Annotated in this window: 18 protein-coding genes; 8 read left to right on the forward strand and 10 right to left on the reverse strand. The window is 46.9% G+C overall.

Translation table 11 applies throughout. The annotated features are described in order from the left end of the window. The 5 genes from WAO38_RS07995 to WAO38_RS08015 all read left to right on the forward strand — a co-directional run. Positions 1 to 827: AMP-binding enzyme (locus tag WAO38_RS07995; RefSeq protein ID WP_422236020.1), on the forward strand; the 827-nt coding region annotated here is incomplete at its 5' end. Between the two features lie 125 nt (positions 828 to 952). After that, on the forward strand, positions 953 to 1,675 hold the full coding sequence (locus tag WAO38_RS08000) for an ATP-binding protein (protein WP_422236022.1): 723 nt from the start codon (positions 953 to 955) through the stop codon (positions 1,673 to 1,675). A 94-nt stretch (positions 1,676 to 1,769) separates the two neighbouring features. After that, complete coding sequence (locus tag WAO38_RS08005; RefSeq protein WP_422236024.1) at positions 1,770 to 2,630, forward strand: DMT family transporter; 861 nt, start codon at positions 1,770 to 1,772, stop codon at positions 2,628 to 2,630. A gap of 86 nt (positions 2,631 to 2,716) precedes the next feature. Continuing rightward, a complete protein-coding gene (locus tag WAO38_RS08010) occupies positions 2,717 to 3,424 on the forward strand; it encodes a YebC/PmpR family DNA-binding transcriptional regulator (RefSeq protein ID WP_422236026.1) in 708 nt (235 codons plus the stop codon). A 165-nt stretch (positions 3,425 to 3,589) separates the two neighbouring features. Continuing rightward, entirely contained in the window at positions 3,590 to 4,153 is a 564-nt protein-coding gene (locus WAO38_RS08015; protein WP_422236028.1) for a hypothetical protein, read from the forward strand. Between the two features lie 41 nt (positions 4,154 to 4,194). On the opposite strand, the gene WAO38_RS08020 is transcribed toward WAO38_RS08015, so the two are convergent. After that, a complete protein-coding gene (locus WAO38_RS08020) occupies positions 4,195 to 4,848 on the reverse strand; it encodes a lytic transglycosylase domain-containing protein (protein WP_422236030.1) in 654 nt (217 codons plus the stop codon). Between the two features lie 56 nt (positions 4,849 to 4,904). Then, entirely contained in the window at positions 4,905 to 7,043 is a 2,139-nt protein-coding gene (locus WAO38_RS08025; RefSeq protein WP_422236031.1) for a WD40 repeat domain-containing protein, read from the reverse strand. 163 nt (positions 7,044 to 7,206) lie between these two features. Between WAO38_RS08025 and WAO38_RS08030 the strand changes: the two genes are divergently transcribed. Further along, the gene (locus WAO38_RS08030; RefSeq protein WP_422236033.1) at positions 7,207 to 7,740 is read left to right on the forward strand and encodes a YaeQ family protein; all 534 of its coding nucleotides are present in this window, start codon (positions 7,207 to 7,209) and stop codon (positions 7,738 to 7,740) included. Between the two features lie 93 nt (positions 7,741 to 7,833). Beyond that, positions 7,834 to 8,157, forward strand: a complete 324-nt coding sequence (locus WAO38_RS08035) for a hypothetical protein (protein ID WP_422236035.1) — start codon at positions 7,834 to 7,836, stop codon at positions 8,155 to 8,157. A gap of 12 nt (positions 8,158 to 8,169) precedes the next feature. On the opposite strand, the gene WAO38_RS08040 is transcribed toward WAO38_RS08035, so the two are convergent. Genes WAO38_RS08040 through WAO38_RS08070 form a run of 7 tightly spaced genes read right to left on the reverse strand, consistent with a single transcriptional unit; the run spans position 8,170 to position 15,976 of the window. Beyond that, entirely contained in the window at positions 8,170 to 9,120 is a 951-nt protein-coding gene (locus tag WAO38_RS08040; protein ID WP_422236037.1) for a class I SAM-dependent methyltransferase, read from the reverse strand. Then, a complete protein-coding gene (locus WAO38_RS08045; RefSeq protein ID WP_422236039.1) occupies positions 9,093 to 9,761 on the reverse strand; it encodes a TIGR01621 family pseudouridine synthase in 669 nt (222 codons plus the stop codon). Before WAO38_RS08045 ends, WAO38_RS08040 begins: the two co-directional genes overlap by 28 nt. Then, positions 9,758 to 10,462 (reverse strand): pseudouridine synthase, encoded by a 705-nt coding sequence (locus WAO38_RS08050; RefSeq protein ID WP_422236041.1) that lies wholly within the window; start codon positions 10,460 to 10,462, stop codon positions 9,758 to 9,760. The genes WAO38_RS08045 and WAO38_RS08050 overlap by 4 nt, the downstream gene beginning before the upstream one ends. After that, positions 10,449 to 12,281, reverse strand: coding sequence for an ABC-F family ATP-binding cassette domain-containing protein (locus tag WAO38_RS08055; RefSeq protein WP_422236043.1), 1,833 nt, complete (start codon positions 12,279 to 12,281; stop codon positions 10,449 to 10,451). Before WAO38_RS08055 ends, WAO38_RS08050 begins: the two co-directional genes overlap by 14 nt. Positions 12,282 to 12,291: 10 nt before the next feature. After that, on the reverse strand, positions 12,292 to 13,368 hold the full coding sequence (locus tag WAO38_RS08060) for a DHH family phosphoesterase (protein WP_422236044.1): 1,077 nt from the start codon (positions 13,366 to 13,368) through the stop codon (positions 12,292 to 12,294). A 7-nt stretch (positions 13,369 to 13,375) separates the two neighbouring features. Continuing rightward, positions 13,376 to 15,568 carry a flagellar biosynthesis protein FlhA gene (flhA, locus tag WAO38_RS08065; RefSeq protein WP_422236046.1) on the reverse strand — a complete coding sequence of 731 codons (2,193 nt, stop codon included), beginning with the start codon at positions 15,566 to 15,568 and terminating at the stop codon, positions 13,376 to 13,378. A 3-nt stretch (positions 15,569 to 15,571) separates the two neighbouring features. Beyond that, the gene (locus tag WAO38_RS08070) at positions 15,572 to 15,976 is read right to left on the reverse strand and encodes an RrF2 family transcriptional regulator (RefSeq protein ID WP_422236048.1); all 405 of its coding nucleotides are present in this window, start codon (positions 15,974 to 15,976) and stop codon (positions 15,572 to 15,574) included. Positions 15,977 to 16,129: 153 nt separating this feature from the next. Between WAO38_RS08070 and rpsO the strand changes: the two genes are divergently transcribed. Continuing rightward, positions 16,130 to 16,405: a 30S ribosomal protein S15 gene (gene rpsO / locus WAO38_RS08075; RefSeq protein WP_422236049.1), complete on the forward strand. Its 276-nt coding sequence runs from the start codon at positions 16,130 to 16,132 to the stop codon at positions 16,403 to 16,405. Positions 16,406 to 16,601: 196 nt separating this feature from the next. Here rpsO and WAO38_RS08080 read toward each other — a convergent pair whose 3' ends face one another. Beyond that, a complete protein-coding gene (locus WAO38_RS08080; protein WP_422236051.1) occupies positions 16,602 to 16,943 on the reverse strand; it encodes a hypothetical protein in 342 nt (113 codons plus the stop codon). Between the last annotated feature and the right edge of the window lie 339 nt (positions 16,944 to 17,282).

The following is a 17,282-nucleotide window of genomic DNA, read 5'->3' on the forward strand; positions in this document are numbered from 1 at the left end:
GCTTGAAAGTCCTCGGAACCGTCGGTGAGCCGATCGATCCTCCGGCATGGAAATGGTATTATGAAGCGGTCGGCGGCGGAAAATGTGCGATCGTTGATACCTACTGGCAGACAGAGACAGGCGGACACGTCGTCTCTCCGCTTCCGGGTGCAACTCCGATCAAACCGGCATGTGCGACATTCCCGCTTCCGGGGATCATGGGTGAGATCATCGATCCGGAAACCGGTAAAAAAGTCGGACCGGGAGAGAGCGGATACATGTGTATCACTCGTGCATGGCCTTCGATGATCCGTAATATTTGGGGCGATCCTGAACGTTTCGAGAAATCGTACTTCGGCGATGTTAAAAAAGAGGGTGTTCCGGTCTACTTTACGGGTGACGGCGCAAACTACGATGAGGATGGCTACATCACGATCACAGGGCGTACGGATGATGTTATCAATGTATCCGGTCACCGTATGGGAACGGCAGAAGTCGAAGCGGCATGTAAAAAACACCCGAACGTAGCCGAAGTCGCTGTTGTCGGAAAACCGCATGAGATCAAAGGTGAAGGGATCTTCGCTTATATCGTTCTCAAAAGCGAAGACACCATCGGCGAAGAGATGGAGATGGTCAAAGAGATCAACAAAGTCATTATGAAAGAGATCGGTAACATCGCTATCTGTGACGATATCGTTTTCGTTCCGGGATTGCCGAAAACCCGTTCGGGTAAAATCATGCGCCGTATTTTGCGCTCGATTGCCCGAGGCGAAGCGATCACTCAGGATATTTCGACACTTGAAGATCCGAGCATCGTAGCAACAATCGAAACAAAGGTGAAAGGGTAAGTTATCCCCTTTAGCGCTTCCCCGCTTCGGCGGGAAGATTATTGTTCTTCCGTTCTTTATTTTTAAACCCGCTTCCATTAGCTATACTTACCCTCACACAATAATTATCATACATGGATCAAACAATGAAACGAATAATCGGTAAATTTAAAAGTTCTATCGCAAAATTGGAACTCCAAGATCGTGTTTTAACGGAAAATACGTTGATTCTGGCCGAGCCGGATTCCGGAAAAACCCATTTGGCAAATAAAATCCGCGAGTTTGTCATCGCCAGCGGCATCCCGACACTGTATCTCGATTTTTCCAACCCTGAAATCGATCAAATCGAAGAGCGGTTCAAAAACGGTGCTGAATTCATGTATATGCGTTTTGATGAGAGCGATGAATTCAATACGGCTTTGGATACCGCAATCGCCGAGCGCAAAAATATTTATATGGCGGTAAGCCCTACCTTTTTCGCCAGTAAACGGGATATCAAAAGCAAGCTTTCTCAGATGATGCAGAAACGCGAATTATTAGAAAATTACTACTATTTTATGCAGGAAATCGCAAGTTTGGAAGGTTTTTATACCAAATTCGAAGATTTTATATTCTATATTTTCGACCTTGTCAATCTCAAAAAGTTCGGATTGACCTTTTTGACACAGCCGCATGAGATTTTCGAAAATCCCCGTATTAAACTCCTCTTCTCATTTTTATATATCGGTCGCTGTTCGAATGCCTATTATTACAATACGACCGTATTGCGAAATATGAAACCGCATACCTTTTTGTATCAGCACCGTGTAGACAACCGTTCACTGCTATTCAACAACATTCAAAGCGATATCGTTTACATCGATGATTAAGAATACGAATGGGGCTTTGCTCCATTCCTCTGCGTTTGCCTCTATGGCACTGAAACTTGCCCCTTTTGGGCAGAAATAGTTGAGACAGTTTATTATGAACATCCCCCTCCCTTTTTTAATGATTCTTGCCATGGTCCTTTGGGGCGGCGGATGGCCTGCACTTAAAATATTGACCCAGGGTGTTCCCTGGGAAGTGGTGACCTTTTGGCGTTTTGCCCTGATGAGTATTGCCTTTATCCCCATATTATGGTGGACTAAAAAACCTTTGCGGCTCTCGGTTCATGCCTTCGGGTGGGTAAGTCTTAGCGGTCTGCTGAATGCGGTTTTTATGGCTCTTTCATTTTTAGGGGTAGCCTTAGGGACGGCAGGTGCCGGCGGGGTGATTATTACGACACTCAGCCCCGTGATGACCGTGCTGATCGCCGTCATGTTTTTAGCATTCAAACCTGCATCTTGGCATATCGCAGGTCTGATTATCGGTTTGATCGGCGGTGCGGTGATGATCCAGGTTTGGGATATCCCTCTCCTTTTTCATGGAGGAGATCTCATCTTTGTCCTGAGTGCACTCGTATGGGCGGTATTGACGCTTTCGGCGCAGCGGGCACACCTGCATCTCGATCCGATCCATTACACTTTTTTCTTGGGACTTGTCGCAACTGTATTTATGTTTTTTCTTGCCTATCCGTTAGGTATAACAAAGGTATTTCAGCAAGATATAAAGTTTTGGGGAGCACTGCTTTATTTAGCGGTACTGGGCCAAACGGTTGCGTCGACGATCTACTTTATTGCATCAGGGGAGATGGGCTCAGGCCGTGCGAGTTCGTATATGTTTCTTGTTCCGGTCTGTGCACTGGCGACAAGCTATCTTCTTCTGGATGAAATCCCATCATGGCCTTTGCTCATCGGGGGCATCATCAGTATGACTGCCGTTTATGTGATCAACCGATCTAAGTAATACAGACGCATAAGGATTTGTCTTAATCGCTTAAAACAGCTATAATTCGGCTAATTTTTTGAGTTTATGTTGATAGGAGCTACCGTATGGGAAGAGCGTTTGAATACCGCAAAGCAGCAAAGATGAAACGTTGGGGAAATATGTCGAGAATATTTCCAAAACTGGGGAAAATCATCACCATGGCAGCCAAAGAGGGTGGGGAAGATCCCGATATGAACCCGAAGCTCCGCTCTGCGATTTTGACGGCAAAAGCGCAAAATATGCCGAAAGATAATATTGAAGCAGCGATCAAACGTGCTTCAGGAAAAGATGCTATCTCATTGGCTGAAATGAATATCGAAGGCAAAGGACCGCACGGTGCTTTGTTCTTCGTGGAATGTGCTACGGACAATAATGCGCGTACCATTTCCAATGTCCGAACCATTTTCGGCCGCGCCAAAGGGGAAACCCTCAATAATGGTTCGTTGGAGTTTATGTTTAGCCGCAAAGCGGTATTTCGATTTCCAACGCCGGCGATGGATTTGGAAGAACTTGAATTTGCCCTGATCGATGCAGGGATTGAGAGTATTGAGGAAGAAGAGGGTGAAGTGAGCGTATATGGCGAATATACGGCATTCGGTCCTCTTTCTGCCGCTCTTGAAGCGTTAGGTATAGAACCGGCGAGCGCAGCGCTGGAGCGTATTGCGAACAGCCCGGTAGAGTTCAGTGATGAGCAAATGGCGGATATCGAAAAATTGATCGACAAGCTCGAAGAAGACGAAGACGTTCAGGCTGTTTATACCAACATCGGCTAACGTAGATTTTAAAAGGGGTTCCGACCCCTTATCCCAGTTTCTCTTTTAACGAGAGAAAATTGCTCCCATACTCCCCATCCATCACACTTTTATCACATACTTTACCGCTATTGTATAGATTATATGTTATAGTAATTCCTTATAATCATCGTCGTAGGAGAGAGAATGAAATTTTCAATGGTTACTAAAGCTGCTTTAATGGCATCTTTGATATTGGGCTCAGCAGCGAATGCGAAAGAGTTTAAGGTCCTTCCGATTTTAGACAATAGCTTTTGTCCCGATATACAGGTAGGACTTTCTGCGGGTTACATGAACTTGAAAAACGTCAATGCGGAGGGTGCAACGGCTGGGATAGAGATTTCTTTGGATTGTCCGGTATTTACCTTGCCGTGGGATAATCTTCGTCAGCAGATTATGTTGAACCACTTTAACAGCGATGGTTTGGAAATGACCAATCTGGAATTTAACCCTTATTACTTGGTCACCCTTAATAATGGCGTAGAGTGGGGCTTCGGACCCGGTTTCGGTGTGATTTTCGCAGATGCTCAAAAGAGTGATACGGTATTTACCCTCCAAGCCGGAACCGGATTGAAATACAACATCAGCAAAGAGATTTACACCGGTGCCGATCTTCGATGGCAGTGGACGCAGAAAGCAGAGCTTTCAAACGGGTACAAAGAAGATTTGGATAACTATCGCGCTCAGATTAAAATCGGATACCGTTTCTAGTCTTTAGAGATCGCTGCTTCTCCCTCTCGGGAAGAGCAATCTTATTCCTCGGAATCGGGCGATTTTTCAGAATAATGGATTTTAGCATCCAGTAAAAGCGTTTTGGCGAAGTGAGCTTTTGTCCCGGAAGGGAAATGGGGATCTTTGATTAATACCGAGATTTTTTGACTGCCGTTTTTGTGAATAAGCCGTTTGAGTGACCCCTCTCCCATCGCGTAAGCGAAATCAGCCAAATACCAGCTTCCAAATTCTTTTTTAAGATAGAGAATATAGCGGATAGCCGCATCGGTAGAGCGATCGATATCCAGGCGTCCATCATTCTTTTTTGTGACGGATAACCCAAAGTTACGGGCGCTTTGTTTTCCGAATTGCCATAGACCTGCCGTCGCATATCCGCGGGCTGAGGGGTTGAATTTAGATTCAGAGTAGGGGATGAGGGCAAAAAAGAGAGGTATTCCGGCATCGGAGAATTTTGCCTCGATCCGTGCCAATTCTCCCTTTGTTGCCTGGTAGCGTTTATAAAGGGGGGGAATCGTACCCCGATAATGATCCAGTGTGCTGTCCAATGCATTAGTCTCGAGAATCGATTCAGTGCTTTCCAGCGATTGCAGCGAAAGGTTGATGGATTCAAGCTCACTGCGTCCGTACGCAACGAGAGAAAAGAGAAAAAGTGATACAAAAAGAAACAGCTTCATCTTTTCCCTTTTTCGGAATTTAGTGTCTATTATTATACATTAATCCGCCGGGTTACCTAAAAAGGATCGGTAATATGCTCCGGAAGGGTTTTGGCATACATAAGCCAGTGATCCCGTTTTTTAGGATGTAACTGCAATGAATCGAGAGTGAGGTCAATCTCGTTTCGTTGTGCACTGTTCAATAAATAACCGAGTTCCGTATCCATTCCGAATATTTCACAATAATTATTGATCCCTTCCCCAAAAGCTTTAGGATCGGTCTTCATGATCCGCTTGAGCTCTATTTGATAAGCCGTACGAAAAATATCTCCGACCCGTTCGTGACGATAGGGAAGGTTGATCAGGTTGCCGAACTCTTTTTTTATGGAAGCGATATCTCCTCGAACGGCATACTGTTCACAGCGTGTTATGAGCTGATACCAGCGTGTTTCCACTTCCTGTGCCCATGAGAGGATTAACAGCTCCGGATTGGAATCGAGAAGATGATAGGCGGTACGCCAATGATGATTCATGAGGGCATGATTGAGATTGGTGGCGACGGTATAAAATTGTGTCAACCGGTGGCACTCATCCTGATACTGGATGATACTGCTGAGTTCATGGAGCAAAAGAGACGCGTGATCAAACTCTTTGAGCTGCAGAGCTTCCGTAATCGCCCCGATGAGATCTCCGGCTTCTTTGATCGTCTGTATATAGGAGGGGAGTTTTCGCAGGATCGGGTAGCGCAGGGTCAGTTCATCGAGTTGGGTATAGTTGGATTCCTGGAGTGCTTTCGAATAGAGTTTAAAAATATCGACATGGTGGAGGAGGAGCTGAATAAGGGGACGCTTACTGTTGACGTTGGCAAAAAGCTGCAGTTCGCTTAATGCTTCTTTCCCCTTGTTCAGGAACATAAGCTTTTGTGCTTTGATAAATTTTTCGGACCATAATTTTTCGACATGGCGATAGAGGGCCGTCTCGGTAAGCATCGGATACTGCTCCGCAATACCGTAAAAAGGGGCAAATTTCAGATGGTCGAAAAGATATTTAAATTTCTCATATTGGGCAAAAGAGGTCAGAAGGGATGTTATCTCTTTGGATTTAACGGAAGCAAAAGGTTTTAGAAGCGTTTTAGCCTGTGCCACTTCGCCGGCTTCCAAAGCTTTTCGCGCCTTTTTCATCTCCTGCTGAAAGAGAGATTCCAGTAAGAGATAGGGACTGCTTTCTTTAACGAGCGGCTCTTCTTCGCAGTAACGGTACGCTTCGGCATAGGAGCCGACGGCAATAAGGGATTCCAGTTGATTCAAAGGGCGCAGATCAAATCCGAAAAGTTCTCCCGAGGAAGTAGTGACGTAAAGTTTTTCGTTATTGTCTTTGCAGAGGGATGTAATCGGATGTTTGAATTCAATATAGCGCTCGATAATGACGCGCATTGTGTCGCCGTTGATTAAAGAGATGAAGGGTTTTTCCCCGGCGGCTAAAAAATAGGGTTCCGGACCGATGCGCAAAAGTGTACTGATCATTCCTAGCGAGGTGGATAAACGATAATTCGTATATTTTCCGTCACGGTCAATCTTCAAAATAGTTCCGCCCTGATTGCCGATGATAAGGCTGTTTTGATAAAAAAGAAGGGCGCTGTTCTGAAGATGTCCGGGATGAAACCGTTTGGTTTTTGTCTGGCTTTGGTAATTCGTAATGACGACGCTTCCTCCGTAACCGGACGTCGCAAGCCACTCTCCCTGGAAGGCAAGCGCATAGACGCCATTGTTTTTTGGCTTGGTGTATAACGACGTATATTCGGGATAGGAGTGTAATCTGGCGATCAGGGTATTGGCTTCAACCCGCCATAAAAGGACTCTTCCCTGATTGGTTCCGCAGATAAAATGAGATCCGTCGGGAGAAAAGATGATGACATCGGGAGATTGTTGATTTAATTCAAATTTATTGACGATTTTTTTTTGTTTCAAATCCACCATATGAAGATTCGTCCCCGTGGCTTCACCAAAAATAAGGCGCATATGGCGGGGATTGAACGCATAAATGAGTTTTGTGTCAGCATGCAGGTTGAGGCGTAATATTTTTTCTGTTTCTTGGGTCTGCGTATTATAGAGGAAGATCTCATGTGCGGCGGTCACAATACCCAGCAAAGGCTCTTGTAAAGGCTGAATCGTGATGATAGGCGATTCAAATTGGGCTAAAAGAGTTTGTATAGGCATGTTCTGCGGACTCGTTATAAGTAATTATTAATAATAAGTATAGCGTAAGAATATCTTTTTTTACGGCATCTGCTGGAAACTTTATTGAATCCACTGCAGAGGCACTCCAAAGAGAGGTTATAAGGGGTGTTATGGCATAGTTAGCCATTACAAAGGAGTTTTCATGGCCACTGGTTCGACGATTTGCAAAGTACAGCTTAGCATTGCTGATATGGATCGAAATTATTATGAAACGCATGAACTCACCATCGCGCAGCACCCCTCCGAAACGGATCAGCGTTTAATGGTCCGCCTGGTTGCATTTGCTTTGAATGCATCGGATTCCCTTCTGATTACGAAAGGGATCGGAGCGGATGATGAACCTGATCTATGGCAGAAAAATTATGGCGGAGAGATTGAATTGTGGATCGATTTGGGTCAGGTGGATGAAAAAAGGCTCCGAAAAGCGTGCGGCAGATCCGAACGTGTGATCGTCTATACGTACAATATCAAGAGTGCAACCGCATGGTGGAAACAAAACAGTGCCCTTTTCGCCCGTTTTAAAAATCTCAGTGTCTTTCATCTCTCTACAGAGGGGATCGAAAAACTCAAAGAACGCTCCATGCGATTGCAATGCAATATCAGCGATGGGGAATTGACACTGCACAGCGAACTTGGAGACATCACTGTTACGCAAGAGAAAATGAATTTTTCTTAATCAGGGTCAAGATGAAAAAAATGGCAATATTTTTGCCTCATGTGTTATACTGATTGTCATAATTTTAGAGAGGTAGTAAAAAAGGAGTTATCGATGCAATCGGAAAGAAAGCTCATTATCCAATATGCTTTGAAATATGAAGTGGAGGATATTAATACTTATTCTGGCTACAAAGGTGATTTGATCGTTAAAATTACTACCAAAGATATAAAGACGGCTGCCGAAATTCAAAAATTTGCGCGCACTCTGAATATCCTCGAAGTGGTTATCAAACAAAATATGAATCTGGTTATGTACGAAGTTTATTGTGTGACAGAAGATAAAAATGTCTATCATTTAAAAACGGAGGAGATCTTTAATGAAGTCCATTCGGATCATGCAGTGAAAGATCCGTGGGGCGGAAAACGAGACAAATAATCGAGGCAGACCTTAGATGAGTTTGGTTCCCGTCAAAAACAGATAATCTTTTCCCGTCAGGGTCACCCGAAATTTCTTTTGTTGTAAATATTTTTTGCAGTAATAAATATCTTTAACCAGTATCGACATCTCCGAATAGGGATAGTTCGGGGCTTTGGCTCCGTAGATCATCTCTCCTCCCATCCAGCGACAGTTTGGAAATCCTATAATCATTGCACCTTCTGCAGAGAGATACTCTTGGACGAGCTTCATAAAAAAAGGTTTAAACTCGATTCCGCTGCTTTGCAGTGTTCCGATCGTAATGATGAGGTCGAATTTCCCTAGTCCCAGCGAAGCGATATCATTGATGTCGTGAACGTAAAACGTTGCATTCCCTTCCGTGAATCGTTCTCTCGCCACGGATATCGCACTCTCAGAGTGATCGATCCCCATCAGCTCCAGATTCATATACTCTTCATGGGGAAACATCTGGCGGATAAGATCGAACTCATCCCCCGTGTTGATTCCCAGATTGAGTATCCGCTTTTTCTCTTTGACCTTGACGCTTTGGAGTGCACGCAGATAGGCGCTTAGAAATGCGGGTTCTTCATTTTTATGGATGACTGCGAAACGAGACGCCGTTCCGTATTTTTCTTCTTTGGCCTCCGAATGGTGAAACGAGTCGCTAAGGTCGAGTTTTTCATAGGTGATTTGCACCGTATGCTCAGAAACGGGTTTCGGTGTCAGCATCCGGCAAAACAGCAGTTCCCCCAGATCGCTCCATGCTTTGTAGCTGCGATAGAGATAGCTTGTTTTGTGAACGGTGATCGTCTCGCCCGCGTAGTGCCCGCGACCGAAGTCGGGATTGAGCACTTCAAAAGATAGAGTATCGTTTTCTTTGAGGGTGTCGTGAGCCCATGCGAGGATATCGGTCATGGGTTCGGAGGTGAAGGATTTCAAAACAGCTCCCACGGTTTGCTCCATGTTGTGAGCTGCGTCTGACACTCTACACTCACAAACCGCTCCCCCTCATCGGGGGGTGAAACAAAACTGAACTCTTCATCACCCAGACGAAACCGCAGGGCATAGGCGTGCAGATATCCCCGTTCTTCTTTGCGTGCTTCGTCGGCTTGCGCATAGCGCTCATCTCCGGCTATCGGAGAGCCGAGGCTTTTGAGGGCAACGCGGATCTGATGGGTCTTTCCCGTATGGGGTTTGATTAAAAAACCCCGCTCATGGGTACGCAGAGCACAGCTGACGAACTGGGTGATGGCGGGATTGTCCATTGTCGGCAAAAGCTTATAATCACCGCGTCTTGCGCTCCCCATATCTGCTTTGACCCACCCCATTTTTTTCTTCGGCTTGCGCATACTGATGGCGAGGTAATATTTTTCGACCTCTCTATTTTCAAACATCTTTCCAAACACTGCCGCCGTCTCGGAATTTTTGGCGAGGATCACGAGGCCGGAAGTCATTTTGTCGAGGCGATGGACGGGGAAAAGGGGGATGCCGACCTGCTGGCTGACTTGGACGACGAACCCGGCTTCTTCTTCGGAGTGGAAGTTGACGCCGGCGGGTTTGATGGCAAGGAGAAAAGAGTCGTTTTCAAAAAGGAGAGTTATCATACACTCTCATCCTCAGGGAGTATACGGTATTCGCCGGGCGCTAAGTCTCCTAATGTCAGTGTACCAAGCGATGAGCGGTGCAGGGCGGTGACATGGTTCCCGACCGCCGCAAACATCCGGCGCACCTGATGGTATCGCCCCTCGGTGATCTCCAGTGTCACATGAGTATCGTCAATCACGGTGAGTTTGGCAGGCAAACACGGGCTCTTTTCGCCATTGAGCATCAGTGTTCCCGAAGCGAAGATAGCGCCTTCATTGCCTTTTAGCGGACGATCAAGCGTCGCTTCATAGACTTTGGGGACGTGGTGGCGCGGAGAGGTGAGACGGTGAAGCAGCGCACCGTCGTCCGTGAGCAATAATAAACCGCTTGTATCTTTGTCGAGCCGTCCGATGGTAGAGAGTTTAGGATCCCGCATCCGCCAGCGAGCCGGGAGAAGATCATATACGAGTCTCCCTTCGCCGTCATCATGCGAACAGATGAAGCCGACGGGCTTGTGCATCAGGATTACCATTCCGCTTGGGGGATCGAGGGGTTTGCCGTCGAACTGCACTTCTTCATGCAAAACTTTCGTATCGGCTTTTTTGGCGATGTCTCCGTTGATCGTGATTCTCTCCTCTCTAAGGAGGGTTTTGATCTCGCTGCGGCTGGCATATCCCAGAGAGCTGAGGAGCTTGTCCAGACGGACTTTAGAGGGCTTCAAGCTTTTCCTCGTACTCTTGCTCGATTTGGGTGATCTTGTCGCTCGCGGTTTCGAGCCGCTCGAACAGCTCTTCGATCATCTTCTCATCTTCGCCGACCTCTTTGGAGAGTTCGAGGAGTTTTGAGGTTTCCCCTTGGTTTGAGTAGGCAGTGAGGAGTTCATGGGAGGTTTTGAGTTTCTCTTCGAGCTTCATGATCGTGCTTTCGCAATGGTCACACTCTTTTTTGAGAGGGCTGAGGAGTTTGGAACGCTCCTGGATCAATGCGGCGCGCTGCTGTTTGTTCTCTTTTTTATTGACGTTTTGGACTGCTTTGGCAGGTTTGGGTGCATCGGTGATCTCTTCATCCCATCCGATCTTTTCTAAAAAGGAGTCGTATCCGCCGTCAAAAAACTCGGCGTTTCCCTCACGGAAGATGATCAGCTGATCGGCGAGTTCACGCAAGAGCATTTCCGAGTGGGTAACGATGACGACGGAGCCTTCGAACCGCTTGAGTGCATCGCAGAGCGAATCGATCGACTGCATGTCGAGGTGGTTGGTCGGTTCGTCCAGAAAGAGGAGATTGGCGGGGGTGGCGATGATCTTGCCCAGCATGACACGGCTTCGCTCTCCCCCGGAGAGGATATTGATTTTTTTGTCGGCGTCGTTTCCGCTGAACATCATCGTACCGCAGATGGAGCGGACTTTGACATTTTGCAAGGTATTGTCGGCACTTTGTATCTCTTCGGCAATAGTCCGGTTTTTATCGAGGCGCTCGATGTTGGTCTGTCCGAAGTGGGCGATGGCGGTGGAGGGGTGAAAAGCGATCTCACCGTGCGGAGTCAGAACCCCGGCAAGGGTGTTAAGGAGGGTTGATTTTCCTTTGCCGTTTTTACCGATGATGGCGAGCCGCTTCCCTTTTTCGAGGGTAAATCCCAGATCATGAAACAGCAGCTCATCTTCGGTGTATCCGAAAGAGAGATTTTTGGCTTCCATAATGATTTTTGCCGGAGTAGGGCGGTAGGAAAATGAAAAGGCGAGCCCTTTTTCGCTTTCCAGTGACTCCATTATTCCCATCTTTTCCAGTTCTTTGACTTTGGACTGGGCCATGACCGCAGTCGATGCACGGGCTTTGTTCCGGGCGATGAAATCAATCAGCTCTTCGCGTTTTTTGTCATGATTGATTTTCGTTTTTTCGTAAATCTCATCTTCTTGGGCCATAAACGCATAATATTTGGCACTGTCGCCTTTAATCATCGATACCGTTCTTCGGCGCAGACCCATCGTATGGGTACTGACGGAATCCATAAAATCGCGGTCATGGGTGATGAGGATCACTTCCCCTTCAAAGGCGCGGATAAACGAGGCAAGCCATCGTAGTGAGACAATATCGAGGTAGTTGGTCGGCTCATCCAGTAACAGCATATTGGGTTCGGTGACGAGAAGTTTGACGAGGTTGAGGCGTATCTGATACCCTCCCGAAAAACTCAAAGGGTCTTTATCGAGATCTTCTTGGGTAAATCCAAGCCCGAAGAGGATTTTCTCGACGCGATAGACTTCGTGTTCCGCGTCGCCTGTGAGGACTGAAGCGCACTCTTCACGTACCGTTTTGTGGGTAAAATGGAGATGCTGGCGCAAGGTTCCGATACGGTAGTTTTTCGGGATGATGATTTCACCGTCATCGTAAGGCTCTTCGCCCAAAATGATTTTAAAAAGGGTTGATTTTCCGCTTCCGTTGCGTCCGACAAAACCGATTTTCTGCCCCGCTCCCACTTTGAGATTCAGGTTCTCAAAGAGATAGCGCGTGCCGTAGCTTTTGGTAAGGTTGTTGATTTGAATCATAAAACGGTGATCACCCTTCTATTTTGTGGGGGAGTTTTCCGGGCATCGCCTCTTTATTCGAGAGCATATCTTCGATTTGACGTTTCACTTTGTCGTAGCGAAACTGCTCTTTGAACCCGTTGATCCGTCCGCCGGCTGCATTGGGGTGTCCGCCGCCGCCGACCCATTCTCCTGCCATAGCAGCCACATCGACCTGGTCATGTCCGCGGATACTCATCGTTCCGCGCGTTCCGACATCGACGATAAAATCAAAATCGGGGAATGCGGTGACAAATCCGTTTCCGATGATCGACGTGTTGCCCAAGCCGTAGCTCAAAAATCCGCGCCACCCTTTGTAATAGATCGTCATTGTAGAGCGTTTGGTTCCCAGCAGTTCTACGATGTATTTGGTCGAGAGGTTGTCGAGGGTGTCGTCTACGCCGTCTTTGAAAAAGTCTTTTTTCATTTTATGAAGGGCTTCATCGAGGACGATATTGGCGTTGGGAATATCTCTCATTATCGCCGCCTGTTCGAGCATTGCGAGTTTATAGGCACGGTCTTCCTCGGCAAACATGACGCGGCTGAGTTCTTTGGCATCACTGATGAGGCGCATACATACTTTTCCGTATTCAAAATCGTCTTTTTCATTTTGGTGCCAGAGATCGACGGCATTGACCACTTTTACAAATGATTCGAGCCATCCTCCCGCTTGCAATCCGTAATTCTCTAATGCATACTCATAGACGATCTTGGTCGCACATCTTTCCGTATCGAGAAAATACCACGGGTATTGCGCTGCCGTCTCTTTGCCGCTTCCGTGATGATCGAGAAGGGTGATCGTGATCTCCCATCCCCCCTCGTTGAGACGGTTGACTTCGTTGTTGAGCCATCGTGCTTCGTCGGGGTAGAGATTGAGGTCGCTGATCAGGATCGTAGCGGTTTGTTTGGTTTTTTTGATCCGTTCGATAATCTCTTCGAGACGATCCATGACTTCGGCACCGTAGTTGGCGTTATAGCTGATCATCGTATTCGGTGTTTGCGCCATCACAAGCTGGCAGCTGTAGCCGTCGAGATCGATATGGGAGAGGTGGTAGAAAGTTTTGTTCATGGGTATCCTATTTGGTATCTAAAGTGATGGAGCCGAGTACTTCGAATTTGGCGTTCGAATCAATTTCGGCATGGGAAAGGGTGACGATGTCGAGGCTGAACCGCTCATAAATCTCCGCCAGAGGTCGGCGGAGCTTCGGATCGACGATGACGATGATCGGCGATATCCCTTTTTGGAGAAGTTCCGTTGCTTTGAGACTGGTCGCCTGGATCAGCCCGTTGATTTCGCCGACATTCAGAAGAAGCTGACGTACGCCGTCCCGTTCCTGGGATTTCTCCAGCATACGCTGTTCGCTCATCGTATCGAAGGTCAGCAGTTTGATGACTCCGTCGGGACTGGTATAGAGCTGGGTGATGACACGGGAAAGTTTAGCGCGGACATGTTCGGTGATGATGTCGACGCTTTTGGTATATTCCGCCACATCGGCCATCGTCTCTAAAATCGTTATCATATCTTTCAGCGGTATACGTTCATGCAGCAGCGCTTTGAATACCCGCTGGATCAGACCGATATTGGCCACTTTGAGCAAATCATCGACGACGACAGGGTAATCGTTCTTGATTTTTTCGATCAACGATTGGGTCTCTTGACGGGTGAGCAGCTCTTCGGCGTATTTTTTGACCAGTTCGCTCATATGGGTCGAGATAACGGTAGCCGGATCGACGACGGTATATCCGTTGATAATGGCATCTTCTTTAAGCTCAGGGGCAATCCAGAGGGCATCAAGACCGAATGCCGGTTCTTTGGTCGCTTCCCCTTCGATTTCCCCCATGGCCATTCCGCTGTCCATCGCCAAATAGCGGTCCGGCTGAATGAGCCCGTCGCCGATATTGACCCCTTTGAGGAGGATTTCATATTGGGTCGGTTTGAGATGGAGGTTGTCACGGATACGCACCTGCGGCATCAAGAAGCCGAAATCGGAGGCGATTTTGCGGCGCATACTGCGGATACGTTCCAGCAAATCTCCCCCTTGGGCACTGTCGGCGAGACGAATAAGCTGGTAGCCGAGGGTGAGTTCGAGCATCTCGATTTTAAGAATATCTTCGAGAGCCGCTTCTTCCTCTTTTGCGATCTCTTCATTGCTTTTTCGGCGCGGTACGGTGGAGACGGTTCCATCCGTGGCGGTAGCGGTTTCCACTCCCGGTGCACCGCTTTTTTTAATGAGCGGTGCAGAGGTGAGGACGAGGTCCCCTTTTTCGTATTTGTAAAGCGAATACCCCAGTCCGGCAAAAATAAGCCCTACAAACCCCATCGAGAGAGTCGGAAGTCCCGGAACGGCAGCAAAAAGGAGCATAATAACCCCGACGATGATCATAACACGGGCATTCCCCATCAGCTGATTGATACTTCCCTCAGCAAAGTTTCCACCCTCTTCACTTGAACCGCGGGTGATCATAATACCGGTAGCCGTCGAGATAATCAGTGCCGGAATCTGGGAAACCAGTCCGTCACCGATGGTGAGAATGGTATAGGTTTGGGCGCTTCCGGCAACATCAAGGTCAAACTGGAAGACCCCGATAAGAAATCCGCCGATAATATTAATCATCGTAATGATGATTCCGGCAACCGCATCCCCTTTGATAAATTTACTCGAACCGTCCATCGCTCCGTAAAAGTTTGCATCTTGCAAAATGGCCGCACGGCGGGCTTTCGCCTGAGGTTCATCGATCAATCCGCTGTTGAGATCGGCATCGATCGCCATCTGTTTCCCGGGCATCGCATCGAGGGTGAAACGCGCCGCAACCTCTGCAACCCGTCCCGAACCTTTGGTGATAACCATAAAGTTGATCAAAACCAAGATCAAAAAGACGATGACCCCGATGACGAGGTTTCCTCCGACGACAAAGTTTCCGAAACTGGTGATGATTTCACTGACCGCCCCGGGCCCTTCATGCCCATGGCTCAAAATCATCCGCGTGGTTGAAATATTGAGCGAGAGACGAAAGAGGGTGATGACCAGCAGCAATGTCGGAAAGGTAGTCAAATCGGTCGGTTTGGGGATATAAAGAGAAATCAATAAGATAAGAACCGATAACGCGATGACGACGGCCAGGAGCAAATCGAGCATGGCGCTTGGAAGGGGGACGATGATGATGGCCAAGATCGCCATAACAAAAAAGACGACACTAAGATCGCGTGAGGCAAAAATAGCCGATAATACGCTTTTAACGTCGGGGGTTTTGTTCTTTGCTTTTGCCAAGAATTACTCTTCTAAAATGGCTTCGAGGGTCAGTGTTCCCAAAAAAGCGTCCACTTTCCCTTGTAATCGGTTTAAAAACGGCCAAAGACCGCAACTCATCGCTTTGTTCGAAGGACAATCTTCCTGAGAAGGGGAACAGCTGAATACCGCAGGACTTTTCCCCTCGGCGGCTTCCATCACTTCGAGAACGGTTATATCACGGCTGTGGCGGGCCAGTTCAAATCCTCCGTTAACCCCTTTATAAGAGTTCAGGATTCCTTGACGGGCCAGAGACTGGAGAATCTTGGCTAAAAAGCTTTTGGAGATATCGAGTTCTTTAGAGAGGGTATCCGCATCAAGAGGATGACCCGCTTTAGCCAAAACGATGAGCGATAGTAAGGCATATTCGCTCGCACGGGTCATCAACATGGGTCATCCTCCTGTAATTGTAGAAGTTATTATAGCTAAAAATTATTAGAGGTGACTTGTAGAGATTACTACCGCAAAAGGGGAGAAATTTGGCTATAATTCCGGCTCTGCTTGAGATATCAAGTAAATTTAACTACCCATCAGGAGGCTATTATGGCTTTAGATACGGCTAAAAAAACAGAAATTATCAAAGAATTTCAACGCACCGAAGGTGATACAGGTTCAAGTGAAGTACAAATTGCATTGCTTTCAAAGCGTATCAGCGATCTTACAGAGCACCTTAAAACGTTCAAAAAAGACCACTCATCACGTCTTGGTCTTTTGAAACTTGTTGGTCAACGCCGCCGTTTGATGCGTTATTTGAAACGTACAAACCGTGCAAGCTACAACAAATTGATTGCTGATCTCGGTATCCGCGACAATATCTAAGTTTTTCCTCTTTCCCCGGTTTCCGGGGAACTTCTTCCCTTCAAACTTTTCAAATCTCTAACATATTGATGTAACACATTTTGTCAGTGGTCGGTTTTCTGCCGCATTCGAAAATGCAGTCAGCGTTAATGCAGTTGCAGGGACATTTTGCCCCCCTTGAGTAGTGCACGAAAGTACGTCATGCTCCGTCAAATCATCAAATATCGTGATGATAATGTTCCAAGACCCGTTTATACTCTTCATAAACCTGCTTAGGGGTATGTGATCCTTTGTACATTTTGAGGATCTGTCGGATGAAATCGAGCGGATATTCGATCGTTAATCCCGCATTGCGAGCATAAATCTTGCCAAGGGTCTCATACATCCCCTCATAGATTTCAGGCTCTTCTTTTTTCAGACGTTGCAGGTTCTCTTCGGCCTGGATCAGTTTCGCATCGTTGAATTCACCCCGTTCATGAATCGTTTTACGCATCTCAACGTATTCTTTGAGATTTTTTCGATTAAGGATGTAGTCGGTAAATAACTCGATCAGTGACATTGTTTTCCTTTATGCTATTTCAAAAAATTATACTTCTAGAACATAGCAATAGTATAGCATGGATCATAAGAAGAAAACGCTAAATCAGATCCCGAAAATCTTCTTCGCCCGTTCCCATTCTTCCACGGTGTCGATTCCAAATCATTTCACCATTGAAATTTTTTTACTGTGTTAGAGGGAACAGCGTTATGACGCGCATCCTTATATCTTATCTTTATCAATCTCTATTCCGCCGCATTCAAGGGTATTTACCAGATCTGTCGTATAGAGTTTGTCAAAATTGGCGATCATGATCTTGCGTAGGTACTCTTTTTCCGCTTGTTCAGCTCTCATCAAGCT

It is taken from the genome of Sulfuricurvum sp., from assembly GCF_049277495.1.
In the GTDB taxonomy this organism is placed as follows: Bacteria; Campylobacterota; Campylobacteria; order Campylobacterales; family Sulfurimonadaceae; genus Sulfuricurvum.